This is a genomic window from Cellulomonas sp. P24 (assembly GCF_024704385.1).
In the GTDB taxonomy this organism is placed as follows: Bacteria; Actinomycetota; Actinomycetes; order Actinomycetales; family Cellulomonadaceae; genus JAJDFX01.
Genome location: NZ_JAJDFX010000002.1, coordinates 2,576,059 through 2,600,914, shown reverse-complemented (window position 1 = coordinate 2,600,914; position 24,856 = coordinate 2,576,059). Strand labels below are relative to the sequence as shown.

The window sequence follows — 24,856 nt, the reverse complement described above, 5'->3', positions numbered from 1 at the left end:
GGTGAGCGTGAACGTGGGCAGCGGGCCGGCACGACACGGCGGGTACGACATGGGCGACACGGGCGGCGCCGTTCCCGAGCGGCCGGCGCGGACGGATCGACCCGGCCGACCGACCGGCGGCGCATGGGGCTGGCTCCTGCAGGTGATCACCGGCGGCGCCCTGCTGGTCCTGGTCGTCGTCCACCTGGTCGCTCAGCACTTCGTCGTCGAGGCGCCGGGTGGGCTGCGGGACTACGCGCAGGTGCTGGCGTACCTCGGCAACCCGGTCATGGTCGTGATCGAGTCGTTGTTCCTGGTCGCCGTCACCTGGCACGCGATGCTCGGTGTCCGGTCGATCCTGCTGGACCTGGGGCTCGGTGACGTCGGCCGGCGCCGGGTGGGCATCGGGGTCACGGCGCTCGGCGTGCTGACGCTCGGCTACGGGTTCTGGATGATCGCCGTCCTGGCCACGGCGGGCTGACCTCGGCGGGCTGGCCTGGTGGGCTGACCTCGGCCTGCTGACCTCGGCCGACGCGTCCGCCGTGCGGTTGCCGGCCCACCGGTCCCGCAGGACGATGGCGATACCCCCCAGGGTGTCCGTCAACAAGGAGGTCGACATGGCACGCACATCGGTCGTCACCGGTTCCGCCTCAGGCATCGGGAAGTCGGTCAAGGAGCTGCTCGAGTCCCGCGGCGAGCGGGTGATCGGGGTCGACATCCATGACGCGGACGTCGTGGTCGACCTCACGACGGCCGACGGCAGGACGAGCCTCGTCGAGGCGGTCCGGACCGCCTCGGGTGGCTCGATCGACGCGGTCTACGCGATCGCCGGGCTGGCCGCGCCGATCCCGGCCACCGTCGCGGTGAACTTCTTCGGGATGGTCGCGACGCTCGAGGGCCTGCGACCCCTGCTGCTCTCCTCGACGGCGCCGCGTGCGGTCGGGGTCGCCTCGATGGCCAGCCTCATGCCGGTCGACGACGAGCTCGTCGCCGCGATGACCGCACGTGACGAGGCCGCCGCGCTCGCGCGCGCAGAGATCCTCGCGCGGGAGCCGGAGACCACCGGGGCGCTCATCTACGGCTCGACCAAGAAGGCGTTCGCCCAGTGGGTCCGGCGCACCGCCGCGACCCCCGACTGGGCCGGTGCGTCGATCCCCCTCAACGCGGTCGCACCCGGCATCATCGCGACCCCGATGACCGCCGGCATGATCGCGACCGAGGAGGCTCGCACGGCGCTCCTCCAGATGGTGCCGATGCCGCTCAACGGCATCGCCGAGCCGATCGTCGTCGCCCGGCTGATGGCCTGGCTCGGCGGTGAGGAGAACACCCACCTGTGCGGCCAGGTCGTCTTCGTCGACGGCGGTAGCGACGTGGTGATCCGCGGCGACTCGACCTGGTGAACGACCGCGTCGGCGCCGCACCCGGAGATGCGATCCGCGGCGCCGACGTCGGTCGCACGACCGACGGGCACCCGCACGGTTCGGCCCGGTTCGCCGGGGTCGAACCCGTCGGGACCTAGGTCCATATGCCCACCACGGGCAGCCGTGGGGGCGTCATAGTGGAAAGCACCGGCAACCCCGGTTCTATCCAGTCACCCTCGCCCACAAGGGGAGCGTTCCGCCATGAGTTCCGTCACGATCGCACCCGCCTCGACCCACGACCTCGTCGAGCGCGTGCAGCACGTCCTCCACCAGATCCGCTACGCGCCCGCCCCCACCTGGGAGCCCGGCATGCGCCTGAAGGTCGTCGGCTACGTCGCCGGCAGCATGCTCGCGTGGACGGTCGCCGGCCTGGCCTGCAGCGCACTGCTCGCCGGAGTCCTCAACCTCGTCGGCTGAGTACGAGCCCGGCCCACATCTGGACTCTCGCCCGGCGCTCACCCGGCGCTTCACCCGGCCCACGCCTGGCGATCGCCACGCAGGCGCCGGGCAGGAGCCGAGCACGGTCCCGACCCGGGTCCCCGACCCGGGACAATGAGCACCATGAGCGCAACCGTGCAGGCGAAGGGCGTCGGCGCCGGTTTCGGCGACCGCGAGCTGTTCACGGGAGTGGACCTCGTCGTGGCCCCCGGTGACGTCGTCGGCCTGGTCGGACCGAACGGCGCCGGCAAGTCGACGCTGCTGCGCATCCTCGCCGGTCATCGTTCGCCCGACGCCGGCAGCGTCGCCGTGTCACCGCCGCACGCGACGCTCGGCTTCCTCGCGCAGGAGGTCGAACGCCGCGCGGACGAGTCGGTGCGCGCGCACCTGGAACGCCGCACCGGGGTCGGCCCGGCGCAGGTCGCGATGGACACCGCGGCCGAGCGCATGGCCACCGGCGAGGCCGGGTCGGACGAGGAGTTCTCCGAGGCCCTCGAGCGCTGGATGGCGCTTGGTGGCGCCGACCTCGACGCCCGGATGGGCACGGTCCTCGCCGACCTCGGGCTCGCCGTCGACCCCGAGCTGCCGATGACGGCGCTGTCCGGCGGACAGGCCGCCCGCGCAGGGCTCGCCGCGCTGCTGCTGTCGCGCTACGACCTGTACCTCCTGGACGAGCCGACGAACGACCTCGACCTCGAGGGGCTGGCCCTGCTCGAGGACTTCGTGCACCGCTCGACGGCACCGGTGGTCGTCGTCAGCCACGACCGCGAGTTCCTCAGCCGCACCGTGACGTCGGTCGTGGAGATCGACCGCAGCCTCCAGCGGGTCGCGGTGTACGGCGGCTCGTACGACGCCTACCTCGACGAGCGGTCCGCCGCGCGCCGCCAAGCACGCGAGGCGTACGAGGACTACGCCTCACGCCGGGACGCCCTGCAGGCGCGGGCGCGCACGCAGCGCGCGTGGATGGCCAAGGGGGTCAAGAACGCACGCCGCAAGGCGCCCGACAACGACAAGATCGGCCGGAAGTTCCGGTCCGAGGCCTCCGAGAAGCAGGCCGCGAAGGCCCGTCAGACCGAGCGGATGATCAGCCGCCTCGACGTCGTGACCGAGCCCCGCAAGGAGTGGCAGCTGCAGATGACGATCGCGAGCGCGGCGCGGTCCGGCACCGTCGTGAGCGCCGCCCGGCACGCGAGCGTCCGGCGCGGCGACTTCGCCCTCGGCCCGGTCGACCTGCAGCTCGACTGGCGCGACCGGGTCGCGATCACCGGCCCGAACGGCGCCGGCAAGACGACGCTCCTCGCGCTCCTGCTCGGCCGCCTGGCACCGTCCGAGGGTCGCGTCGACCAGGGCGCGGGCGTGCTCGTCGGCGAGGTCGACCAGGCCAGGGCGGCCTTCGAGGGCGACGCACCCCTGGTCACCGCGTTCTCCCACGAGGTCCCCGACTGGACCACCGCCGACGTCCGCACGCTGCTCGCCAAGTTCGGGCTCGGCGGCCACCACATCAGCCGGCCCGCCGCATCCCTCTCGCCCGGCGAACGGACGCGCGCCGCGCTCGCGCTGCTGCAGGCGCGCGGCGTCAACCTGCTCGTGCTCGACGAGCCGACCAACCACCTCGACCTGCCCGCGATCGAGCAGCTCGAGCAGGCGCTCGAGTCGTTCGACGGCACGGTCCTGCTCGTCACCCACGACCGCCGGATGCTCGACACCGTGCGCCTCACCCGGCGCTGGCACGTCGAGGACGGTCAGGTCACCGAGGTCACGCCCGACTGAGCCCGGTCTCGCGCGCAGCCTCGTCACGCGCGCGCCTGAGCGGTCACGTCGAACCGCGCGCACCGCGACCACCCGGGCCGTCACGCCCAGGTGCACCTGCAGGCGTCGGTCACTTGTGACCGCGGAAGATCACCCCGGCCATCCGCAGGTTGATCGCGGCGAACCGCAGGAGCTGGAACGGCACGTTGCGACGCATCCGCAGCGTGCGGTTGGTCGGCAGGGGTGCGGCGGCAATCGACTCGGCGGTGCTGTCCATCGGCTGGTCCTTCCTCTCGGGCTGCGCGGTCATTCGGGGATGAGGAACCAGAGCGGACGCGCCTTGGCCTTGTAGATGAACAGGTAGTGCAGGATCGCCTTGATCCAGTGGCCGGCCAGACCGATCTCGCCGGACGTGCCACGGGGGTCGCGGCCCGTGGCGGGGAACGCCTCCCGGTCGGGCACGACGGGGTACATGGTCATCGCCGCGGCAGTGCCCTGCGTGAACCCGGTACCGGCCGACGCGACGCAGGCCGCACCCATGTGCGCCATCGACGCGTGGTGGGCGGGCGCCTGCTGTCCCTTGGTGATCCGGTCGCGGATCGTGGTGGCGACGGCGCGGGCGGTGATGCCGGCGGGCATCCCGGTGCGCGGCGGTGCCGGTGCGATCACGGTGCCGTTCGGGCTCTTCCGCGGCACGGAGATCCCGTGCGGCGGGGCGAAGGCGATGCCGGGCGCGAAGATGTTCGGGTACACGGCCGACTCGTACGTGCTCGGCCAGTCCTTCGCGCTCCACTCCTCGTACGGCCGTGCGGTGTAGTCCGCGTCGACCTTGAGGAACCCGTTCGGGGCGAACATCGTGCTCGTGATGTCGTTGCCGTCGCGGTCGTAGGCCGTCAGGTCGGCGCCCCGGAACGGCGGCAGCAGCATCGCGAAGTCGAACGGCAGCTCGTGCTCGGAGCCGTCGAGCTGCTCGTAGTGGATGACGCCCGGCTCGACCTTCTGCACGTGGGCGCGGACGATCGCCTTGACGTCGCGCTCCCGGAACAGCGACTCGGTCCAGGTCCGGCTCGAGGTGGTGAACCCGCGCTCGGTGAAGGTCAGCCCACCGACCCCGAAGTCGCCGAGCTCGTACTCGTTGCTGAGGTAGACCACCTCGGCCTTGTCGCGCACGCCGGCCGCACGCAGCTCGTGCTCGACGTTGAAGGTGTACTCGAACGCCGCGCCTTCGCACGTGCACGTGCCGTGACCGGTGCCGATGACGAGCCGCTGCGGCTGGCCCGCGCGCAACTTCTCGATGACGGCCTTGAGCTCGCCCGCGGTGTGCTCGGCGTGCGAGTCGGTGCAGACCGACAGCGAGTTGCCGTCGGGGCCGAGGCCGGGCGTCGCGGCGAAGTTCAGCCGGGGGCCGGTCGCGTTGACCAGGTAGTCGTAGGTGAGCCGGGTGGTCTCGCCCGCGCTCTCGGGCGCGGTGGACCGGATCTCGACCGCGGGGGTCGGGTCCTCGGCGGTGCCCTCGGGGAACAGGGTCGTGGCGAGGGCCTGGTGGAACTCGATGCCCTTGCGGCGGTACACCGGCGCCAGCGGGAACGTCACCTGGTCGCGGGTCATCCGACCGACGCCGACCCAGATGTTCGACGGGATCCAGTTCCACTTGGAGTTCGGTGACACGACGACGACCTCGTGCTCACGCCCCAACCACCGACGCAGGTGAAGGGCCGCGGTATGCCCCGCCACACCTGCACCAAGAATGACGACCCGTGCCATGGGCGCACCTCCTCGTCCTGCCGCGGCGGCATCGTGCGCTCGCGGTCGCCCCACGCACCGTTGCGCGAGTCGCGGACCAGAATACCCCGGGGGTACCGAGCGGTGATCATCCACCTCGTCGTTCCCATGCTCCCACGTGGGGCGACTCCCCGCAGGGGACGCCTCGGACGCCCGGTACCTCACGGGCGCCAGGCGGTCGCCTTCCAGTCCACGACCTCCAGCGGGACCACCAGCACGGGCCGGTGCTGGTGGTGCATCAGGTGCACCGCGATCGAGCCCTCGAAGAACTCGCGCATCCGGGCGCCGTGGCCCGGCGCACCCGTGCCGACGACGATCGCCGACGCCTCGACCGCCCGCGCCAGGTGCGTCAGCGCCCGGTCCGGTCGACCGGCCAGGTACCGGAACTGCCACCGCATGCCGGAGTCCGCGAGGACCCGCGCGAGGAACCGCTCGATCTCCTCCTGCCGCTCGCGCCAGGTGTCGTCCATGCCGTCGGGGTCGACCGGCGAGTGCCGCACGGTGCCGTCGGGGAACTCGTCCACGACGAACCGTGCGACATCGGCGTAGCCGAAGTAGAGGTCCGACGCACCCACCGCGCGCGCCCAGGACGCGGCCGTGAGGGCGACGAGCTCCGGCTGACCGGGAACGATCCCCACCACGAGCGGGTGCCCGGCCGGCGAGACCATGCGTGACGGGCTGGGCTGCGGGACCTCGTGCGCCGACATCATCGACCGCCTCTTCTCCTGTGCCGCCATGCCGGTCGCGACGACGACGCACCCACCAGCGTCGGGGACACGTCATCGGGCCCAGCACCTCCCGTCAGCGTAACCGCGCACCCCACCCCCCGCGCCGAGATCGTGACTCCGGCGCGAGATCGCACGTCCGGACTCACGACCTCGACGGCGACTCACGATCTCGCGGGCGCCTGACTAGGCTGGTTCGATGGCGACGGTGTGGCTGGGCGGGGGCCCCAGGGACTTGCCAGCCGTGTGCGCCAAGAGCGGGCTGCCGGCATCGGAGACGGTGCGGGTCGCCGGACGCGCCGCACCGTCCTGGGTCGCCCCGACGGTGCTCTTCGGGTTCCTGCCGTGGCTCCTGGCACGCACCGGGGCCTCGCGGCGCTACGAGCTCGAGGTGCCGCTGACTGCTGACGCGTGGCGCCGGTTCCGCACGTTCCGGAGCGCCGGGCGCGCAGCGGCGCTCACCGGGCTGGCGTGCGCGGCCGTCGCAGCGGGAACCAGTGCTGCGGCCTCGACGGTGCTGGTGCTCGCCGGCGTCGCGATCGTCGGCGGCGTCGGTCTGCTCGTGAACGAGTGGGTCAACTGGTTCGGGATCCGACTCTCGCCCGACGGCGAGTACGGACTCACCCGCGTCCACCCCCGCTTCGCCGACGCCGTCACTCGTCGCCCCCGGTAACCCGCGCCCCGCCACCCCGCCCGACCCGCGCGCACGCACGCACGAACCGCGCGCACGCACGCACGTCGAGATCGTGAGTCCGGTGCGAGATCGCACGTCTGGACTCACGAGCTCGGCGGCGACTCACGATCTCGCGGGCCAAGGGACCAAGGGGCCAAGGGGCCAAGGGCGCAGGGGTGGACGGACGGCCGGGCAGAATGTGCGGATGCGGTGGTCGAGGCTTCATGTGGTCGGGGCGAGCGGGTCGGGGACCACGACGCTCGCGCGCGCCGTGGCCGACGCGTGGGCTGTCCCGCACGCCGACGCCGACGACTACTACTGGCTGCCGACCGATCCGCCGTACCAGCGCAAGCGACCGGTGCCCGACCGGATCGCGCTGATGGAACAGGTGTTCCTCCCCCGTGCGGGCTGGGTGCTGTCCGGCTCGATGCACAGCTGGGGCGACGAGGTCCTCGCGCGGTGTGACGCGGTGGTCTTCCTGACCCTGGACCCGGTCGAGCGGATGCGACGCCTCGAGGCCCGCGAGCAGAGGCGACACGAGCACGGCCAGTCCGATGAGCGATCTCGGGAGAAGTTCCTCGCGTGGGCACGGGGATACGACGATCCGACCTTCGACGGTCGCAGCCGCGTCGCGCATGAACGTTGGTTGGCGACGCTGACCTGTCCGGTGCTGCGCCTCGACAGCGCACTGACGCGCGACGAGCTGCGCGACGCGGTGCTCGCCTGGACGGCACGCTCGTGAGCGCAGGCGTCGCGAGCGGCTGGCCCACACGAACCCGCACCGCCACGATGGGCTCATGGACGGGATGGACGAGGCGGACACAGAGACGGTGCGCGTCGGCCACGACGACCCGAGCCTCGTGACGCTGGGTCGCCTGCTGCTGGTCGGCGTGGCGGCGGGTGCGGCCATCGGCGGTCTCGTCGTGGTCACGACGGATCCCGTCGACGCGATGGACACGTTCTGGATCGGCGCGATGGTCGGGATCGTCGCAGGTGTCGCCGCGCAGGTCCTCAACGCCGTCGCACTCCACCTGGTGCACAAGGCGCGGCCCGTCCTTGGGCGCACGGCGACGAGGCTCGTGCTCGTGCCCCTGCCGGTGGCGGCCGCTCTCCTGCTCGCGTGGCAGCTCAGCGCGGGGCCGCGGGAGGTCATGGCGGTGCTCGTCGCCGGAGCACTGAGTGCCGCCACGGCATGGGTGGCGTCCCCCTGGTGCCTGGAGCCCGTCTGGCTGCCTCGCGAGGCGACGACCAGGGGCTGATCCGGACCTCGCGGGGAGGGTCGGCGTCGCTCGTCGGCCGAGCGGAGCCATGATGGGCTGACCTGCACGCACCCGCGTCTGACCCTGCACCCGAACCGCCGCCGGACGGCACTCGGCACCACCCGACCGAAAGGGATCACCACGATGGCCCGACTCGTCTCCACCTTGTTCATCTCGGCCGACGGTGTGGTCGAGATCGACCCCGACTGGCACTTCCCGTACTTCGACGAGAACATGGGCCGCGCCGTCGGCGAGGACTACGACACCGCCGACGTGCTGCTCCTCGGCCGCGTGACGTACGACAGCTTCGCCGGTGCATGGCCGGACCGTGAGACGGCCGGCGGTGAGGACGCGGCGTTCGCCCGGCAGATCGGGGACCTGCGCAAGGTCGTCGTCTCACGTCAGCCGCTCGAGTTCTCGTGGCGCAACTGCGAGCTGGCCGCCGGCGACCTCGTCGAGGCCGTCACTGCGCTCAAGGCCGACGACGGGGTCACCGGGATCCTCGTCCCCGGGTCGATCTCCGTGGTCCAGCAGCTGCTCGCCGCCGGGCTCGTCGACGAGCTCCGCCTGCTGGTGCACCCCGTCGCCGCACGCAAGGGCCGTCGGCTGTTCGACGACGGGGACACGCCGTACCACCTCACGCTCACCGCGTCGGAGGTGTTCCCGACCGGGGTGATCCGCGTGATCTACGCGCCGACCGACGCGCCTGCCGCGATCGGCTACGACGCGGTCACGGAGAACGTGCCCGACGGGCGGTAACCGGCTATCCCCACGCCGGACCACGACGGCGGTCCACCCGGAACACGGGGTAGTCGGCCGCGACGGCGGCGACGTCCCGCAACGGGGTGCGCCAGGTGACGGACATGTGCGGGCGTGCACCCCAGGCCACCAGCAGGTAGCGGCGGATGATCGGGGCCCGCCGCGGCACGGGGACCTCGACGAGGTGCACGGGGCGTCGCCGACCGTGCAGGAGCACGGCGTCCCCGTCGGCGGCCTCGACGTTGCGGACCCAGTTCGCCTGCGCGCCGAGCATCGACACCAGGTACCAGTGGACCCGGTAGGGAACGATCACGAGCGGCACGTGGATCGTCGCGCCGCTGACCCGGCCCGGCACGTCGAGCACCGCCGCGATCGGCACCAGTCGGGGCAGCGGGCCGGCGGCGTACCGGCGGTGGATCGCCTTGGCCTCGTCGTTGGGTCGACCACCGGCGTAGCGGGCGCGCATGAGTGCGGCACGCCGGGAACGTCGCCCGTCCTGGCCGCGCGCGCTGGGCTCCTGGCTCATGGGCTCAGCGCCGAGGGGCGGGGGTGCGGCGCGCGTCGAGGCGGAGCAGGATCGCGGCGCGGCGGAAGTCACGCGCGAGCGCGGCGGCGTCCTGCTCCTCGGCGTCGTCGGTGCGTGCGACGACGGGTTCCGCCACCGCGTCCGCCCCACGCGTCACCCTCATGGCTCCCCCGACTGCTGGTCCTGGTCTTCGCCTCGATCGGTCTGTGTCGCGACGATGCCGGTCCTTGCAGTCACGCGGTCATGCGGTCATGCCGTCGTGCGCTCACGCCGTCGTGCGCTCATGCCGTCGTGCGCTCACGCCGCCGTGCGTTCACGCCGTCATCCGGCCCGGCGGTTGTCCGGCCCGGCGGTCATCCGTCGGTGTGCGGACGCTGGCGCAGACGGGCGGCGAGAACGGTCGTACCCCCGCCGTCAGCGCTCGGAGCTCGGCGGCTCGGGGTAGATGCTCCGGTTCTGCGCGCGGCGGTTGCGGCCCGAGAACCAGGTGAACGAGTAGCCCTTGGGGAGCACCTTGAGCACGGCGAGCGTCACGTACATGAGGGTGTTGAGCGCGACGAAGGTCGCCAGCACCTTGAAGGCGTCGGTGTGCAGCGTCGACTCCGGGAGCAGCAACCCCGTCGGTAGGAGAGCGCTGGGCAGGAAGGCACCGGGCAGGAGAGCGGTCATGGCCGTCATCGGTGGTTCACCGCCGCAACGTCGTCGTCGCTCGCCTGCGCCACCGGAGGACGCGCGACGTGCGTCCACCCGGCCCGCCTGCCGAAGAAGATGTCCACGACACCCTTCAGGTAGACGACGTCGAGGAACGTCGCGAAGACGAGCTCGGGGAGCAGCAGGACGGCGAGCAGACGCGCCCGCCACCCGCCGGCCCAGACGGTGACGACCCGCTCGATCGCGAACACGACCCCGAGGCCCATCCAGAACGGGAACCACACCCAGGAGTCGACGGCCAGGACCGTGAGGAGGATGAGGGCGATGTACCCGCCGAGGGCGATCACCCCGTAGCCGATGCCGAGCTGCTGGGCCCAGTAGCGGAACGTCTTGGGCCGCAGCCCGTAGGCGCCGAGGTTCTCCAGGGCGCCGCGCTGCCACCGGAGCCGCTGGTTCCACAGGGCCCGCCAGGTGGGCATGACCTCGGTGACGACGCTGCACTGGCTCGGCGAGATCATCAGGGCGCCGAGGGACTTCAGGGCGATCGTGAGCTCGTTGTCCTCGGTCAGGGCGGCCGTGTCGTACACGTCGCCGGGTATCCCGGGGATCGTCGTGCCGCGGCTCTCCGCGACGGCTCGGAGCGCTGCCGGCCGGAACATCGATGCGGTTCCGGTCAGCACGAACACCCGACCGCGTCGGCGCCTGATGTCGCGGCTGTACCGGCTGTACTCGTTGCGCTGGAACTGGCCGAGCACCCCGGCGCCGTCCTCGCCGTAGAACAGGCCGCCGATGGCCATCAGGGCGCGGTCGGCGGTGAACCGCCCGACGGCAGCCTCGAGGAACCCGTCGTCGAGCCGGGTGTCGGCGTCGACGATCATCACGGCGTCGTTGTCGCCCAGGGTGGGGAGCAGGCGGCGCAGGACCTGGTTGAGGGCGCCGGCCTTCTTGTGCGTGTTGTCCACCGACTCGACGACCTCGACGCCGACGCGGCGCGCGACGTCGACGGTCGAGTCGGTGCAGTTGTCGGCGACCACGATGATGCGGTCGGGCGGGTGGGTCTGGCCGACGAGGGACTCGACGGTCTGGGCGAGCGACGCCTCCTCGTTGTGCGCGGGGATGAGGATCGTGACGGTCACCGGGCCGGCGAAGACACCGGCGGTCCTCGCCATGACGAGCTTGGGCGCCAACGGGTCGGCGCCGGCGTCGACGGAGCGGCGGGAGCGGTTGGTGATCCGGAGCTCGACCAGCGCGACGCCGACGGCGAGCAGTGCCGCCAGGGCCACGGCCGAGAGGGCGACGCGTGCCGTGGGGGCTTCGGTTGCGTACAGGACCCGCCAGACGCCGAGGAAGACACCTTCGTTGGGGGTGTGCTCGACCCGCGGGCCGACCGTGCTCGCCGCAGCCAGCAGGAGCGCGCTGGCGATGGCCGCGAGCCCGAAGATCACCAGGCCGATCAGCCGTTCGAACGCCCCGGCACGGGTGGGCTTCTCACCGGGTCCTGAGGTCTCGCCCGTCCCGCCGTCCTGGGCGTGGCGAGGCGACGGGACGCCGACGCTCGTCTGCGCCCCGTTCGGGTGCGACGACGCGCGCGCTGCGGCGGCCGAGCTGCCGCGCGCCGCGACATCACGGGGGAGATCGGCCGGTCCGGCCTGTTCGCGTTCGTCCATCGTCCGACGCCACCTCCGACACCACCGCCGGGTGATCCCGGCACAGTGGTTATCGACACGAGCGGTCGTCGAGGTAAGTGCGGGTCGTGGTGACGAGCGACATTCAGTTGCGAACGGATTGCGCCGCGAGCCCGACGGCCTCGGTCAGGGTCGGGTGCGGGTGGATGGTGGTGGCCAGGTCCTCGGTGGTCAGGCCGCGCCTGACGGCGAGTGCGGCCTCGCCCATCAGGTCGGCGGCGCCCTCGACGAGCGCGTGCATGCCGACGATCCGGTGGGTGCCGCGGTAGTAGACGATGCGCAGCAAGCCGTCGGTGTCGCCGCTGATCTGCGCGCGGGCGTCGGCCCGGTAGTCGTACTCGGCGACGCCGACGTCCAGCCCGTTCGCACGGGCGGCCTCCTCGGTGAGTCCCACCATGCCGATCTCGGGGGAGGAGAAGATCACCGCGCTGTTGTGCTCGGGCCGCGGGAACTCGACCGGCGCACCGAGCAGGTGGCGGGCGACCGCCAGGGCCTGGGCGGTGGCCCAGTGGGCGAACATCGGGTTCCCGACGAGGTCGCCGGTGGCGTAGATGCCGGGCTCGTCGGTCTGCAGGGTCGCGTCGACGACGACCCCGGTGCGGTCGCTGCGGATCTGCGTGGTCTCCAGGCCGAGTCCTGCGACGTTCGGGTGCCGTCCGGCGACGACGGCGACCACCTCGGACCCGAGGGTCAGGTCTGCGCCGTCGACGGCGATGCTCGTCAGGAGCTGCCCCTTCTCGCCGGCGATCGAGGCCACCGTCGCACCGGTGTGCACCGTGATGCCGTCCGCGATCAGGCGGTTCTTGAGCCGTTCGGCGAGAACCGCGTCGACCGGGCCGAGGATCCGGTCCGCGACCTCGACGAGGGTCACGCGCGTCCCGAGCATCGCGAAGATCTGCGCCATCTCGACGCCGATGGGTCCGGCGCCGATCAGCACCATCGAGCGTGGGACGGCGTCGATCTCGATGAGCTGCGTGGAGTCGAGGACGCCGGGAAGGTCGGCGCCCGGGATCGGCAGGCTGACCGGCACCGAACCGGTGGCGAGGATCGCCCGGTCGAACGTCACGGTGCGCTGCAGGTCCGGGGTGTCGATCGTGGCGGTGCGGGCACTGGTGAGGCGGGCACGTCCGAAGACGACCTCGAGCGAGGGCATCGTCCCGGTGCGGGCCAGGGCGCCCTGCGCTCTCCCGGCGAGGATCCGGTGTCGACGGGTCTGGACCGCGGCCCAGTCGACGTCGGGCAGTCCCGCGGCGCCCGTCCGCAGGCCGAACTCTCCGGCTCGGAGGACCTCGTGCCGTCGGGCGGCGGTCTCACGGAAGATCTTCGAGGGGATGCAGCCCTCGAACAGACACGTGCCGCCGAGTCCGCTGCCGGCCTCGACCAGCAGCACCCGTGTGCCGGCGCTAGCCAGCGCCATGGCCGCCGGGGTGCCACCCGGACCTCCACCGATGATCAGGACGTCGACGTGCTCAGGTGTTGCCATCGTGCTTCTTCTTTCGGTTCTTCTGCGGATCGGGACGGCGGTGTGCCGGCCACGTGGCGCCCTCACAGGGCGCGGGTGTCACAGGGGGATGACGGCGTTGAAGAGGTAGCCGACGGCGATGATGCCGGCGGCGGTCACCCCGATGAAGGTGGCGATGAGCTGGGGTTTGAGGACGCGGCGCAGCAGGATCATCTCGGGCAGGCTCAGGGCGACCACGGCCATCATGAACGCCAACAGGGTGCCCATCGGTAGGCCCTTGTCGTGCAGGGCCTGGACCAGTGGCATGACCCCGGCGGCGTTGGAGTACAACGGGATGCCCAGCAGGACCGCGACCAGCACCGCGAACGGGTTACCGGCCCCGGCGAACCGGGTGAAGAAGTCCTGCGGTGCCCACCCGTGGATCCCGGCGCCCAACGCGATCCCGACCAGCAGGTAGGGCCAGATCTTGCGCAGGATCGACGCGACCTCCTCGATGCCCATCTGGATCCGGTCATCCCACGTCAACCCGAACGTGGAGTCGATGACCTTGCCCCCCAGACGGGTCTCGAACACGAACGGCTCCACCCACTTCTCCACGTGCAGGCGGCCCAACGTGAACCCCGCCACCACCGCGATCACCAACCCCGCCCCCACATACAACGCGGTCGGACCGATGCCGAACATCCCGAACAGCAACGCGATCGCCACCTCGTTGACCAACGGGCTCGCGATCAGAAAGCTCAACGTCACCCCGATCGGGACCCCCGCAGCCACGAACCCGATGAACGCCGGCACCGCCGAGCACGAACAGAACGGGGTGATGACCCCCAACCCCGCGGCCATCACGTTGCCCACACCCTCACGGCGCCCACCCAACAACGCCCGCGTGCGCTCCACACTCATGAACGACCGCAGCACCGTGACCACGAAGATGATCCCCACCAGCAACAACACGATCTTCACCGAGTCGTACACGAAGAACTGCACACCCGACCCCAACCGGCTGGCCGGGTCCAACCCCAGACGGTCATAGACCACCCAGTCCCAGAACGGCAGATTCACCCCGTACAACACGGCCCACACCACCGCAGCCGCACCCAGGCCCACCCACCGACGCGTCGGGGTCCGCGTCGAGGCACGCACCCGCTCCGCCACACTCACCGCGCCACCCCCGCCGCCGCGCCAGAGCCGGTTCCGGTCGGAGCGCCCGGGGCCCGCAGCCCGGCGGGGGCACTCCCGGATCTCGTCATTTCAAATCTCATTGCTTCAGCCACGTTTGAACTGTAACACTCGCTGCGGGGTGCTCAGGGTGGGCGACGGGCGAACGTCGCGACCGCTCCCCGGAGGCCGGAGTCCGCGTGACCTATACTTCAAAAGTGGCTGATGCGATGATGACCCGCGAGAACCCCGTCGTGCTGAGCGATGCACGCCCGGTCGATCCGGCGCCGGCGATGCCCTTGCTCACCGCTGTTGCCGACCCGATCCGCTGGACGGCGCTGCAGTTGCTCGCGGACAGCGACTCCTGCGTGTGCAACCTCCAGGAGCACATCCCGATCGCGGCGAACCTGCTCAGCTACCACCTGAAGGTGCTGCGCGACGTCGGGCTCGTCACCACCAGCCGTCGTGGCCGGTGGATCGACTACGCCCTCGCCCCCGACGCCCTCGAGCGCCTGGCCGCAGCCCTCCCCGGCGCGGCGCCCGCGCGCCCGACGGCCACGAAGTCCGCCGAGTAGTCGTCACGGTCCGTCGACGCGGCTGACCGATCCCGCAGGCACCTCACGCTCCGCACACACCTCATGCCCCGCAGTCACCGCACGCGAGGAGCACACACATGACGACGCCACCGACCAGCTATCACGTGCACGGCGCGGTGTCGGCCGGTGGCCACGCCACCCTCACCGCGGCCGACCAGGTGATCCCGGTCGACGCCAGCTGGGCGGCGGACGAACCTTCGGGCGATCCGGGACCCGCCGAGCTGCTGGCCGGTGCCCTCGCCGCGTGCATGATGAAGAACCTCGAGCGTTCGAGCGCCCTGCTGGGGTTCCGCTACCAGAGCGCGGAGGTCGACGTCCGAGCCCGCCGCCAGGACGTCCCGCCACGGTTCGTCGAGCTCGACTACGAGATCCGCCTGGTCACCGACGAGAACGAGCGGCGGGTCGACCTCGTGCACCGCAACCTGCAGCAGTTCGGCACCGTGTACAACACCCTCGCGGCGGTGTGCGACGTCCACGGGCGGATCGTCGTCGTGCCGGTGGGGACAGAGCCAGCCGCGACGTGACTCCGCCGCGGACTCACGGAGCGGGCACGGTGGCCGTCGCCTCGACCGGGCCTCCGCACTCGGGACCGTAGGGGTAGTCCGTGACCCGCGAGCTGAGCGCCACCGTCTGCGCGTCGAGAACCACGTCACCTCGCCGGACGGTGGCGATCACCGCCGCCGGCGGGTTGCCCGACATCCCGTGCCAGGTGGGGCCGCGGGACTCACCCTGCAGATCGCACGACGCACCTCCGGCGGCCGGAGTCACGCACGCGACGTCGAGCTGGAGGTCCGCCCGCCCGGGCCACGCCTCAGCCAGGCTCACGTCCACACTCGCGACATACCCGATGGCCGGGCACGCGACCCCCTGCACAGGGCGACACGCCGTGACCGTCACCACGGCGGCGAGCATCACCGTCGCGCCGATCGCTCTCGTCACCCGCATGGCTCCCCCGAGCTGCACCCGACGTCCGTCTCGACCTGATTGTGTCGCGACGTCGCCTCGTCTTGCGTCGTCCGGCCCACGACCGTGGGCGCCAGGCGCCATGACCACGGCGGAGCCCTGAGGTCGCGACGCAGGCGCGTTCGACGAGCGGTTCGTCGTCGTCAGCCGCCGGAAGCCTTGATGACCGGCGCCGACGTGCCGATGGGTTCCAGGTGCCCATGCCTCCCGACGACCTCCCGCGTTCCCCGACCGGGCGCGTGCCGCAATGGGTCGTCGACCAGGCCGCAGGTCGCCCCGTCGAGCCTGACCCGTGGCGCTCGCCCTCCCCGCAGTCCGCGGTCGGCACCCTGCCATCTCGACGCCGCCGACGCCGGAAGCCGGTCCTGGTAGGTCTCGCCGTCGTGGTGCTCGCCGGCGCGTCCTGGCTGTACGTCGGGGCCCCTGGCCTCGCGCCGGGCACCGTCTCCGCGCTCGCGTCGGACCTCGGCTTCTCGCATGCCGCAGTCGTGGCACCGCCGTCCGCGGACGTCGTCGCCCTCGCCGACGAGGCCCACCTGTCCACCGCAGGCAAGGCCCTGTTCTACGGCACCAACCCGAAGATCCTGGGGGCAAGCGCGTTCGCCGGCCAGTGCGGTGACGGTCAGGCGCAGCACGCCCTGTCCGCGGGCAGCATCGTGGGCTGCTTCGAGCAGGGGTCGAACTCGATCGTCCTGTACGAGCCTGCCGACCCGCGCCTGCACGGGTCGGTCGTGACGAGCGCCGCCCACGAGACCCTGCACGCCGCGTGGGCGCAGCTGACCGCCGCACAGCAGTCCGAGCTGACGCCGCTGCTGAGCGCCGAGGTCGCAGCCATCCCCGCCACCGACCCGATCCATGAGCAGATCACCGGATCCGTTGGCGACCATCCGGACCATCTCCCCACGGAGATGTTCGCGTACGTCGGCACCCAGGTCTGGCGCACCGGAGGACTCGCCCCGCAGCTCGAGGCGGCGTACGCCCGCGTCATCTCCGACCGCGCCGCCCTCGTCGCTGTGTACACGGGCTGGAACGGGATGCTGGACAAGATGGCAGCGGACATCCAGTCGGCATCGCAGGCCCTCGCCGCCCGCCAGACCGCGCACGCCCAGAGCCAGGCGCAGTACGACGCCGACGCCGCCTCCGTCGAGTACTACCGCAAGGCCTACCAGGCCAAGGTGGCCCAGGTCGCCGCGATGCCCGCGAGCCAGCAAGCCCGGCTCGAGCTCTCCTGGGTGTGGTGGGACGGCACCAAGCTTCCGATGGCCCCGGCCAAGGTCACCCTGGCAAGCGCCGCGGCGCTGCTGGCACGGGACGACGCAGCCCTGCCCCAGCGGGAGGCCGCTCTTCAGTCCGAGGCTGCCGCGATAGCGGCCGAGCACGCCCGGGTCCAGAGCCTGGTTGCCGAGCTGCATGGGTTGCAGAACCAGCTCGACCCGTCGTCGACTGCGTCTTGACTGTTGCGCCCCGGCGACGTGAGGGCGTCGGGATCGACTCGCTCGCGGGATGAGGGCGGGACGAGGCGCCCGCAACGCGTCGGCCGCTGGCCCACCGCGTACCCTGGTGCCCGACGGTCGCGGGCCACCGAGTTCCCCTGGGGTTCTCTCGATGTGCCCCGCATCGCCCGGGCCTCTAGCTCAATGGTAGAGCTGCGGACTTTTAATCCGTAGGTTGTGGGTTCGAGCCCCACGGGGCCCACCTTGTTTGTGCTGGTCAGGATCCTGTCACCTCGGCCAGGGCCAGCCGGTCTCGGCCGAGGTGGCAGCCATCTGGCAGCCTTCTCGTCCGTTGAGAGTCCCGTGACACCGTCCGCAGTAGCCTGCCAGCGCTAGATGACTATGCGCTCAAGATGCGCTCTGAGGACGGCAGGTGCCGACGGGAAGGGGTCCGCCCGGAGGAGGCGGGCTAGTACCTCGGTGGGGTGTCGCAGATCAACGACCCCGACGACCATTCCCGCGAGGTCATCAACCTCACTACATCCTCGACCTGATCGCCAAAGAGAGCTTCGGCCGAGATCATCAACAGCTGCCGTCCCCGACGTTCGTCGAAATCCCTGAGGTTGCTCGCGACAGCCTCCGTCATCGCGCAGCGCGCCACGGCGGGCGGGGTCTACCGTCGTGGCCGCGAGCGAACTTCAAAGAGAGGCCCTGAACGAAGCCGGGACGGGTGCGGGTGGACTCCACCCACTCAGATGAACCAGGGATCGACGGAGTTCAGTCCCTCTGTTGGTCATGGTCAACTTCGTGGCAGCCACCGGTCGTCTCGGACTCGCGCACAGGGACGACGGTTCTGACGCGCGCTGCGACGGACGCAGAGAACCGAGCGCCTGATGGGCTGGAACCGACCGGGCGCCCATATCGACCCTGGAACCGAGCAACTGCACATCTCTACCCAGTACGCTCGCCAGGCAATCCGATTCCAGAAGGCGCCAACTGAGCCGAGCGAGTCGATAGGAGGAGTCGAACGAGGATGACACGGGGCAACTTGAAACGCCGAGTGGGACGCAGGCTTGCGCTTCGCCGAGGCGCTGTGTTGATTGCATCGGCGACTCTCGTCCTTGGAGGATGTGCGGGAGCGTCGCCTTCTCCTCCCGACATCTATGCTCCAGACTTCCTACCCTCGCAGCAGGCACCAGCCCCAGTCTCTCCAGTCGCCCCCGCAGAATCCGCTTCGAGCGAACCTATGGACTCGGGAATAGGGCTAACCGTGCCGATCTATTGCCTCTGCTCGGGCCCGCGGGGGCAAGCTCAGATCAAGCTCAAACCAGCGGTCGTCAACAACTCGAACGCTACGATCACCATCAATACAGTCGATTTTCGACTCCTCGTGGATCAGTCGAACATTGCGGAATGGTCGGGGCAGGCGGACACTCCGCCCTCTATGACGACCATCTCGGGAAAGTCCTACGCCCTTTTCCCTCCGAATCGCGACAGCTTCGCTGAACGCCTTGACGGGTCCTGGACGTTTGCCACGCATTGGACCCCCCAGAGCGTCACGCCTGGCGCTCAATACGTCAATTGGGACACAAAGCGGGGCGACCTGGTCGTCTATGTGCCGATTCGACCGGATGGCAGCATCTCGATTGTGGGACTAGCAATGGTTGATGCCGACAACAAGGTCGTGGCCGTCTCAGCGTTTGCAGACTGGAAGTCAAAGGAAGACCCAAATGCGTTCTGATAGCTCGCGGATCGCAGAATGACCGAAGAGCACGTTGGCTGGGTGAGGCTCGGCACAGGCGCTTCCATTGCTGGCATTGTCGCGGGTTGCATCATTGGCGCGATCGCGCACGTCGACTCACTGGAAGCCGAGTTCTCCAGCTCGAGACGCTTCTGTGAACAGAACCTCCAGAACCTGGTAGTAGCGCTCGGCGAACGCGCTCGAATCGCTTATGATCTGCAATCAAAGAGTGCCCCTGCAGACGACGCTGTCTACCAGTCCGACGTTACAACTGCGTCTGCCTGGAACGCGTCAGTCTTGTCCTGCGAACCAACCTTCGTTGATCCGTCGGACTCTTTTGGAGGCTCGCTTGCCGAAGCACGTGTCTCAAGTGAGAGCGCCCTTTCCGCGGTTCCGGGCGTCAGTGCCGACGCAGCGAAGCGCACGGAGTCAGTCTCAGACTCGATGTACTGGGCACTCGGGGCCCTCCGCCAGGCGGCAGCTTGCAGCCCGCCCGGGATCACAGACTGGCAACCCGAGTGCCCGAGGATGGCCTACAAGTACGGAGATCGGCTCAACCAAGCGGGAGTCCCAAATGGCGCAATTCCCTAACCTCAGTTCTTCACGGTGACGGCTGACTGCTGGAGTCGTGGATTGCCGCTGCGACGCGTCTGTAGTTGCGCTCCTACTATCCGCAGGCTGCACGTTCGAATCCCGCGAGGTCTAATGGGTCAGCGCTTGTCAGCAACGCGGGGATCTCAGCCCGCGGAAAGAAATCGGGCAGCCGACCGAGTAAGCGACATTCTTGTCCAGCATTTCGGTTGGCGGAGCGGGTCCCCCGGGGACGACCGCCTTCGCGCCGCGCATCCCGCTTGGTGCCGCCAGGCGGCTCGATTTCATTCTCGCGGCGAACTCTGGTGCAAACACGTGTCCTCACGTTCCTCGCGATCTTCGTCGTTACTGCAGGCTTGAGCGTTGCTGTCCCGACCTGGATTCTCTGCGCCGCGTCCGGAGGTGTCGACGTGGGTTCTCGTGGGGAGGTTCTGGGCTATCGCCAGCGTCAGTCGTGCCGCTCGCGTGTGATCTGTGGACGCATGGCCCCTCGTCGAAGCGGTGGCCGTCGAGTCAAGAGTCGATCATTGCGGCGGTCACCCGGACCGCAATCTCCGGTTGCCCACAGGCGATCTGGTGGTGGGCAAAGGTCTGGCGAGGAGATGACCTCAAGAGCGGGGCGCCTGAGGCAAGCCAGCAATGGGGACCAGCGATTTCCTCCGAGTGGCGCGCGCGAATACAGGTCGACCTGGTGACTCTCGGAGAGTCGTCATTCTGGTTGACCGCCATCCAACTGCCTGTGCCCGGACTGGGTGCCATTCCGTGGCATACAGCCGGGCGGCGCTAGCCTCGAATGAAGACCGATTGGAGAGCAGCTGAGGCCTGTCGCGCCGTCTCGGTGTCGATGTGCGTGTATACACGCTCGGTGAACGCGGGGTCGTCGTGGCCGACGATGAGCGCGACGATGTCGCGAGGTACGCCCGCCTGGGCTAGCAGCGTGATCGTCGTATGCCGCGCGTCGTGGAGTCTCACCTGCCGCACGCCAGCCTCGACCAGCAGCAGTTTCCGGCGACGATGATCGTTGCGGTGGTCGACGGGACTGCCGAAGGGTGTCGTGAACACCAGACCGCTGACCGGCCTCTCGTGCCAGAGATCAGCGGCGTGGGCGCGCTCGGCGTCCTGCTGTACTCGGCGGGCACGAAGAGCATCGACGACGAAGGGCGCGAGCGGCACGAGCCGGTTGCCGGCCTCAGTCTTCGCAGTGCTCTTGAGGTAGAGGCCACCGTCGCGACGCTCGGGGCAGCGTTGGGCGGCGGCGCCGCACGGTTCGTCGGCCGGGCACCCGTGCTGCCACGGCCGCCGACGCAGCTGCCCGCCGACGCGCCACAATCCGTCGTCCAGGTCGAGTTCCGTCCAGCGCATCCCGAGCGCCTCGGACTGCCGGGCACCTAGCCCGAGCGCGACCACCCAGCGGGCGTAGTCGCGGTGCTGCGCGGCGGTGGCGAGGACCGCGCGAGCTTCCGTCGCCTTGAGCGCCACGCCGGAGCGCCCCCGCGGCGTCTCGAGCTCGACGAGCCGCGTGACGTTACGGGAGACATAGCCACGCTGGTTCGCGACCTTCATCGCGCGACCGAGCACCCGGTGGACGAAGACGACGCTGCGCGGTGACTGGCCTTTGGCCGCGAGGTCCGCGTAGAGCCGGTCGATCGCTTCAGGTGTCAGTCTGTCGAGCGGCCACGACCCGAGCGTCGGCTTGACGTGGTCGCGGCAGATCTGGGCGTATCGCTTCTGCATGTCTTCGCCGAGGCGAAGCTTCGCCGGTCCGGCGAGCCACTGGTCGAGCCACTCGGCGAGGGTGAGGCCGCGTCGGTTCTGAATGGTGATCTCGCCAGCTCGGTGCTTGTCCCGCAGGGCCGAGATCTTGCGGTTGACCTCGCCCTTGGACTTGCCGCGGACGTACTTGCGGATCCGTCGCCCTGTAATCGGGTCGCGGCCCAGGTCGACGGATCCGCGCCAGGCGCCGTCCTCGGTCTGGTAGACGGCGCCGTCGCCATAGCGGCCTCGGGCGGCGGCCATGGCTCAGCGGTACTCCGTGACGGGGCTCAGCGGCAGGCCCTCGATGTACGCCTCGAGGTCGGGCCGCCGAATTCGGCGCAGGCGCTCCCCGACCCGCACGGAGGCGAGCTGGCCCGAGGCGAGTAGCGCGTACACGGTGTCGCGGCCGCAGCCGAGCTCGGTGGCGACCTCAGCGACGGAGAGCATCATCCTGGGGCGAGGTGCCTCGTCGACGGTGGCGTGGGACATGGCGGTCTCCTGGTTAGCGGGTCGGGGCGGACGGGATCGGCTGGGTCAAAGTGCTGACCCGGTGGACAGCAGGATGCTCGACGCTGCGCCGGGCGCTGAGAACGGTTCTGACGGCTTCCCGCTCAGTGAGGCCGGCGCTCACCGCGGCGGCGACGAGCGGTTCGAAGTCCCGCACGCCGGCTTCAGCGGCGCGGCACGCGGCCCAGAACAGGGCGTTGTCGCGGTTGCCCTCGTGCTGCCGCGCGACGTGTGCGGCCAGGCGCGGGGTCGGGTCGATGCCGTTGCGCAGGTGACCGACAACGCCCGGGCGCTCGGGTGCCTGCCTCGGAGCGAGAAGCTCGACGACGGCCGACCAGTCGAGCGGTCGCCCGGGCTCCGGCCTCGTCCAGTACGTCTCGTATCGCCGTGAGTAGGCCTTCGTCTGGCCGAGGGACGGGGGAAGGAGGACGTAGCCACCAGCGCCGCGGAAGTCGACGCCCTGCAGCCCAGGGCGGCGGTACTGTCGCGCCCCTGCGGCGATCGCTCCCCCTGGCCAGGACCCCGATTGCCTCGCCCACGACGAGGGCGTGAGACCGAAGTCGACCGCAACCTGGGTCGCCGACCGCGACGCTGGCGTTGTTGCCCGTCAATGCGCCTCGATTATGAGCGCTGTCCCGGTGGCCGTCACGCTGGCGACCCGATCGTCCGTCCCGCGATCGAGAGACTCCTGTGTGTCACCAAGACGTCTCGCGCGTCCCTGCACCTCCGCTACGGCCTCCGGTTCGCCCGTCCGTAAGGCGGTCAGGAGGAGAGCGTCTACCCCAAGGAACGCTCGCAGTTCACCCCCCGGCAATGGGACCCGTGTCATCGTGCCGACAAAGTTGACGTCTCCGACTTCCTTCTGAATCCGCTCGCCCCTAGGACGTGACATCCCCTCAGCACGGCGCTCCTTCAGCCGCTCGGGTGCTACAAGGCTGAAGAGCTCCGGGTCATCAGCGATTTCCGCGAGCTTGGTCCATGTGGACCGCAGAAGATCCACGGCTGATGCCCTTCGAAGCATCTGCGCGGACGAGGGCGGCCGAATCCGAACACCAGGCTGTCGCGCAACTTCCCCGAGGTCGATTGGCCTCCGTCCTACGCGCGGAATGACTTCGATCACTCCGTAGCGGATCTCATGACGGCCGGTCAGCGAACCGCCCACCAGTCCGGTGAGGTGCCGCCCTTCGACTGTCGTGTTCTCAACTTGCCCGGCGCCCGAGGTGATCTGCGAGACGTGATAAGACGGCGTCACCGTCCCCTTGCTCTCGAGCAAACCGTGCGCGAGGAGATGACCTGTGGACGGGTCAACACTTGCGAGGAGGTAGTCGGCCCGTCGGCCGGCAGGACTGTCGACAAGGCCGGACTCGACAGCCAGGTCAAGGTCCACTACGTCGAGGACGCTGGCTGGGAAATCTCGCTGGAACCACCGCCGTGCGAGCAGGACAGATACGCCGATCCCGAGTTCTTCGCTCATAACCCGTCGCTGATTCGCGATGACTCGCTGGCCTGCGTCGGACAGTTCGAGCTTCGGGGCGACATCCGTAGTCAGATCAAATGCTCCGATGTACCGGAGAAGAGCCCATTGCGAGTAGGCGTCGAGGACCGTGGGGTGGTAGGAGAAGCGGGTCGCGAGGGCGAGCTCGTGCAGTATGTCGACCGCGCGAACGCGTATTCCGCCGTCAAGTCCCGATAGCGGACGAGCCCGGGACGTTCGAAGCCCGCCCTGAACGATGGCCGCGAGGGCGCGGTCGCTGACGCCGGATAGCTGCACCGTCGAGGACACCACATTTAGGGCGGTCTGAAGGTCCATGGTGCACTCGCGATCGCTAGTGGGTCCTGTTTACAGATGTAGAGAACCTCATCGTGGAAGGCCGCCGGTACCCCGGGCTTGCCGGCGGAGCCAAGCAGCACCCCAACTGGGGAGCGGGCGTTGGACTCTCAGCCACTGGGGCCGACAGCATTCTCCTACCAGGCGCGCCGAAACGGGTGACCGCCTCATCGAGCCCGCCCGTACAGGATGTCATGACGTCATGCCCCTCCGTTCTTGTTCTGCCCGGTAGCGTAGTGATTCACCCAGGTCTGATTGAGGCACCGCGGCCGAGTGGCACCGCCGGCCAAGCGTTCCAGCCAGCCAAGGGCAGGGAGGCCTTGTCCACGACTTCTCGTTCATCTGCGCCATAGTCGGGACTGCTGAAGGCCGGGCTGACACTTTCGGTGAATGGTTCTCACGCCGCGTGAGCGGACGGTGTGTGGATTGTCTCGTACTCGGGCGAGGTGAATCTGCCGAGGACTCGTTCGCGTCGGCGGCGGTGATCGACCCGTTCGATGCAGTCGCGCGCGAGCAGCAACTCGCGCGGCCCGCCTGCGACGGGCCGAGGGCCTGAGAGGGCGGGGGACGTGCGCATCGCCCGAACCGCGAAGCCCTTCCCGTCCGAGCCCACTGGTAGCGTCAGGCGGAGCATCAAGGAGGCATCGTGCCGAAGGCCGACGACCGTCAAGACCACCTGCCGGACACGGCGCTGCTGCTTGGGGTGGTTTCCGGCTGCCGTGATGGAACCGTCGACCGCTCGCGTCGTCGCCGCCCGCCAATGCCGCCCGATCGGCTAACGCCGCTGGTCGACGGACAGTGACCCACCGCGCCGACAGACGTCGCTCCGGCCGAACCGACCGACATTGGCGCGCACTAGCGCAGGCGCTCGATTCTGCCCAGGCGCACGTACTGTCGCCTGCGGTCGAGACGCTCCCCAGCGGAGCACAGAGGCTCCACGACCTGCTCGTCGTGCCGGGGGAGCGCCACGCCGTCCTCATCGCCCTCGCGCAGACGGGCCGTCGATCAGACCTCGCACGGGCGATCGATCGTCTGCACGGCCCAGTGCCTGCCGCTGCGCTCGGCCACCCAGATGCACCGCTTGGCTTCCTCGCTGACGACGCGGCCCTCCTTCGGGTGGTCGTCGTCCTGCGGTCTCGCCGCAGGAGGCTCCGGTGGTTCACTAGCGAGGCCGC

Annotated in this window: 26 protein-coding genes and 1 tRNA gene; 14 read left to right on the top strand and 13 right to left on the bottom strand. The window is 70.0% G+C overall.

The features are described 5' to 3' along the window. Position 1: 1 nt before the first annotated feature. The 4 genes from LJB74_RS12135 to LJB74_RS12120 all read left to right on the top strand — a co-directional run bounded on the left by LJB74_RS12135 (position 2) and on the right by LJB74_RS12120 (position 3,608). The gene (locus LJB74_RS12135; RefSeq protein ID WP_259308775.1) at positions 2-460 is read left to right on the top strand and encodes a hypothetical protein; all 459 of its coding nucleotides are present in this window, start codon (positions 2-4) and stop codon (positions 458-460) included. A gap of 136 nt (positions 461-596) precedes the next feature. After that, on the top strand, positions 597-1,379 hold the full coding sequence (locus tag LJB74_RS12130; protein WP_259308774.1) for an SDR family oxidoreductase: 783 nt from the start codon (positions 597-599) through the stop codon (positions 1,377-1,379). 222 nt (positions 1,380-1,601) lie between these two features. After that, on the top strand, positions 1,602-1,817 hold the full coding sequence (locus LJB74_RS12125) for a chemotaxis protein CheW (protein WP_259308773.1): 216 nt from the start codon (positions 1,602-1,604) through the stop codon (positions 1,815-1,817). A gap of 144 nt (positions 1,818-1,961) precedes the next feature. After that, positions 1,962-3,608 (top strand): ABC-F family ATP-binding cassette domain-containing protein, encoded by a 1,647-nt coding sequence (locus LJB74_RS12120; RefSeq protein WP_259308772.1) that lies wholly within the window; start codon positions 1,962-1,964, stop codon positions 3,606-3,608. 109 nt (positions 3,609-3,717) lie between these two features. On the opposite strand, the gene LJB74_RS12115 is transcribed toward LJB74_RS12120, so the two are convergent. The 3 genes from LJB74_RS12115 to LJB74_RS12105 all read right to left on the bottom strand — a co-directional run bounded on the left by LJB74_RS12115 (position 3,718) and on the right by LJB74_RS12105 (position 6,076). After that, positions 3,718-3,864 carry a hypothetical protein gene (locus LJB74_RS12115; RefSeq protein ID WP_259308771.1) on the bottom strand — a complete coding sequence of 49 codons (147 nt, stop codon included), beginning with the start codon at positions 3,862-3,864 and terminating at the stop codon, positions 3,718-3,720. Positions 3,865-3,893: 29 nt separating this feature from the next. Continuing rightward, the gene (locus tag LJB74_RS12110) at positions 3,894-5,351 is read right to left on the bottom strand and encodes an NAD(P)/FAD-dependent oxidoreductase (protein ID WP_259308770.1); all 1,458 of its coding nucleotides are present in this window, start codon (positions 5,349-5,351) and stop codon (positions 3,894-3,896) included. A 179-nt stretch (positions 5,352-5,530) separates the two neighbouring features. Further along, positions 5,531-6,076: a universal stress protein gene (locus LJB74_RS12105; protein WP_259308769.1), complete on the bottom strand. Its 546-nt coding sequence runs from the start codon at positions 6,074-6,076 to the stop codon at positions 5,531-5,533. A gap of 262 nt (positions 6,077-6,338) precedes the next feature. Here LJB74_RS12105 and LJB74_RS12100 point away from each other — a divergent pair, with 262 nt between their 5' ends. From LJB74_RS12100 to LJB74_RS12085, 4 genes are all read left to right on the top strand, one after another. Beyond that, positions 6,339-6,767, top strand: coding sequence for a hypothetical protein (locus LJB74_RS12100; protein ID WP_259308768.1), 429 nt, complete (start codon positions 6,339-6,341; stop codon positions 6,765-6,767). Between the two features lie 205 nt (positions 6,768-6,972). Further along, positions 6,973-7,509, top strand: coding sequence for an AAA family ATPase (locus tag LJB74_RS12095; protein ID WP_259308767.1), 537 nt, complete (start codon positions 6,973-6,975; stop codon positions 7,507-7,509). 55 nt (positions 7,510-7,564) lie between these two features. Next, positions 7,565-8,026 (top strand): hypothetical protein, encoded by a 462-nt coding sequence (locus tag LJB74_RS12090; protein WP_259308766.1) that lies wholly within the window; start codon positions 7,565-7,567, stop codon positions 8,024-8,026. Positions 8,027-8,170: 144 nt separating this feature from the next. After that, the gene (locus LJB74_RS12085) at positions 8,171-8,785 is read left to right on the top strand and encodes a dihydrofolate reductase family protein (protein WP_259308765.1); all 615 of its coding nucleotides are present in this window, start codon (positions 8,171-8,173) and stop codon (positions 8,783-8,785) included. Positions 8,786-8,789: 4 nt separating this feature from the next. On the opposite strand, the gene LJB74_RS12080 is transcribed toward LJB74_RS12085, so the two are convergent. From LJB74_RS12080 to LJB74_RS12055, 6 genes are all read right to left on the bottom strand, one after another. Beyond that, positions 8,790-9,311 carry a nitroreductase family deazaflavin-dependent oxidoreductase gene (locus tag LJB74_RS12080; protein WP_259308764.1) on the bottom strand — a complete coding sequence of 174 codons (522 nt, stop codon included), beginning with the start codon at positions 9,309-9,311 and terminating at the stop codon, positions 8,790-8,792. A gap of 4 nt (positions 9,312-9,315) precedes the next feature. After that, positions 9,316-9,474 carry a hypothetical protein gene (locus LJB74_RS12075; RefSeq protein ID WP_259308763.1) on the bottom strand — a complete coding sequence of 53 codons (159 nt, stop codon included), beginning with the start codon at positions 9,472-9,474 and terminating at the stop codon, positions 9,316-9,318. Between the two features lie 251 nt (positions 9,475-9,725). Beyond that, positions 9,726-9,989 carry a hypothetical protein gene (locus LJB74_RS12070; RefSeq protein WP_259308762.1) on the bottom strand — a complete coding sequence of 88 codons (264 nt, stop codon included), beginning with the start codon at positions 9,987-9,989 and terminating at the stop codon, positions 9,726-9,728. Further along, positions 9,986-11,629, bottom strand: a complete 1,644-nt coding sequence (locus LJB74_RS12065; RefSeq protein ID WP_259308761.1) for a glycosyltransferase family 2 protein — start codon at positions 11,627-11,629, stop codon at positions 9,986-9,988. The genes LJB74_RS12070 and LJB74_RS12065 overlap by 4 nt, the downstream gene beginning before the upstream one ends. A gap of 103 nt (positions 11,630-11,732) precedes the next feature. Next, positions 11,733-13,130, bottom strand: a complete 1,398-nt coding sequence (locus LJB74_RS12060) for an NAD(P)/FAD-dependent oxidoreductase (protein ID WP_259308760.1) — start codon at positions 13,128-13,130, stop codon at positions 11,733-11,735. 78 nt (positions 13,131-13,208) lie between these two features. Next, entirely contained in the window at positions 13,209-14,270 is a 1,062-nt protein-coding gene (locus tag LJB74_RS12055) for a permease (protein ID WP_259308759.1), read from the bottom strand. 215 nt (positions 14,271-14,485) lie between these two features. Between LJB74_RS12055 and LJB74_RS12050 the strand changes: the two genes are divergently transcribed. Together LJB74_RS12050 and LJB74_RS12045 are read left to right on the top strand one after the other, a co-directional pair. After that, complete coding sequence (locus tag LJB74_RS12050; protein ID WP_259308758.1) at positions 14,486-14,842, top strand: helix-turn-helix transcriptional regulator; 357 nt, start codon at positions 14,486-14,488, stop codon at positions 14,840-14,842. 98 nt (positions 14,843-14,940) lie between these two features. Continuing rightward, positions 14,941-15,387, top strand: a complete 447-nt coding sequence (locus LJB74_RS12045) for an OsmC family protein (RefSeq protein ID WP_259308757.1) — start codon at positions 14,941-14,943, stop codon at positions 15,385-15,387. A 13-nt stretch (positions 15,388-15,400) separates the two neighbouring features. Here the strand turns inward: LJB74_RS12045 and LJB74_RS12040 are convergent, their stop codons facing one another. Next, a complete protein-coding gene (locus tag LJB74_RS12040) occupies positions 15,401-15,802 on the bottom strand; it encodes a hypothetical protein (RefSeq protein ID WP_259308756.1) in 402 nt (133 codons plus the stop codon). Between the two features lie 224 nt (positions 15,803-16,026). Here LJB74_RS12040 and LJB74_RS12035 point away from each other — a divergent pair, with 224 nt between their 5' ends. The 3 genes from LJB74_RS12035 to LJB74_RS12025 all read left to right on the top strand — a co-directional run bounded on the left by LJB74_RS12035 (position 16,027) and on the right by LJB74_RS12025 (position 19,000). Further along, positions 16,027-17,280 (top strand): hypothetical protein, encoded by a 1,254-nt coding sequence (locus LJB74_RS12035; protein WP_259308755.1) that lies wholly within the window; start codon positions 16,027-16,029, stop codon positions 17,278-17,280. 169 nt (positions 17,281-17,449) lie between these two features. Next, positions 17,450-17,521: transfer RNA gene (locus LJB74_RS12030), tRNA-Lys, on the top strand. A gap of 1,008 nt (positions 17,522-18,529) precedes the next feature. Beyond that, a complete protein-coding gene (locus LJB74_RS12025) occupies positions 18,530-19,000 on the top strand; it encodes a hypothetical protein (RefSeq protein ID WP_259308754.1) in 471 nt (156 codons plus the stop codon). A 1,374-nt stretch (positions 19,001-20,374) separates the two neighbouring features. Here the strand turns inward: LJB74_RS12025 and LJB74_RS12020 are convergent. The 3 genes from LJB74_RS12020 to LJB74_RS12010 all read right to left on the bottom strand — a co-directional run bounded on the left by LJB74_RS12020 (position 20,375) and on the right by LJB74_RS12010 (position 23,663). Further along, positions 20,375-21,607 (bottom strand): site-specific integrase, encoded by a 1,233-nt coding sequence (locus LJB74_RS12020; protein ID WP_259308753.1) that lies wholly within the window; start codon positions 21,605-21,607, stop codon positions 20,375-20,377. A 3-nt stretch (positions 21,608-21,610) separates the two neighbouring features. Further along, a complete protein-coding gene (locus LJB74_RS12015) occupies positions 21,611-21,835 on the bottom strand; it encodes a helix-turn-helix domain-containing protein (RefSeq protein WP_259308752.1) in 225 nt (74 codons plus the stop codon). A 625-nt stretch (positions 21,836-22,460) separates the two neighbouring features. Continuing rightward, complete coding sequence (locus LJB74_RS12010; protein WP_259308751.1) at positions 22,461-23,663, bottom strand: hypothetical protein; 1,203 nt, start codon at positions 23,661-23,663, stop codon at positions 22,461-22,463. 664 nt (positions 23,664-24,327) lie between these two features. Here LJB74_RS12010 and LJB74_RS12005 point away from each other — a divergent pair. Continuing rightward, positions 24,328-24,483, top strand: coding sequence for a hypothetical protein (locus LJB74_RS12005; RefSeq protein ID WP_259308750.1), 156 nt, complete (start codon positions 24,328-24,330; stop codon positions 24,481-24,483). Positions 24,484-24,856: the final 373 nt, after the last annotated feature.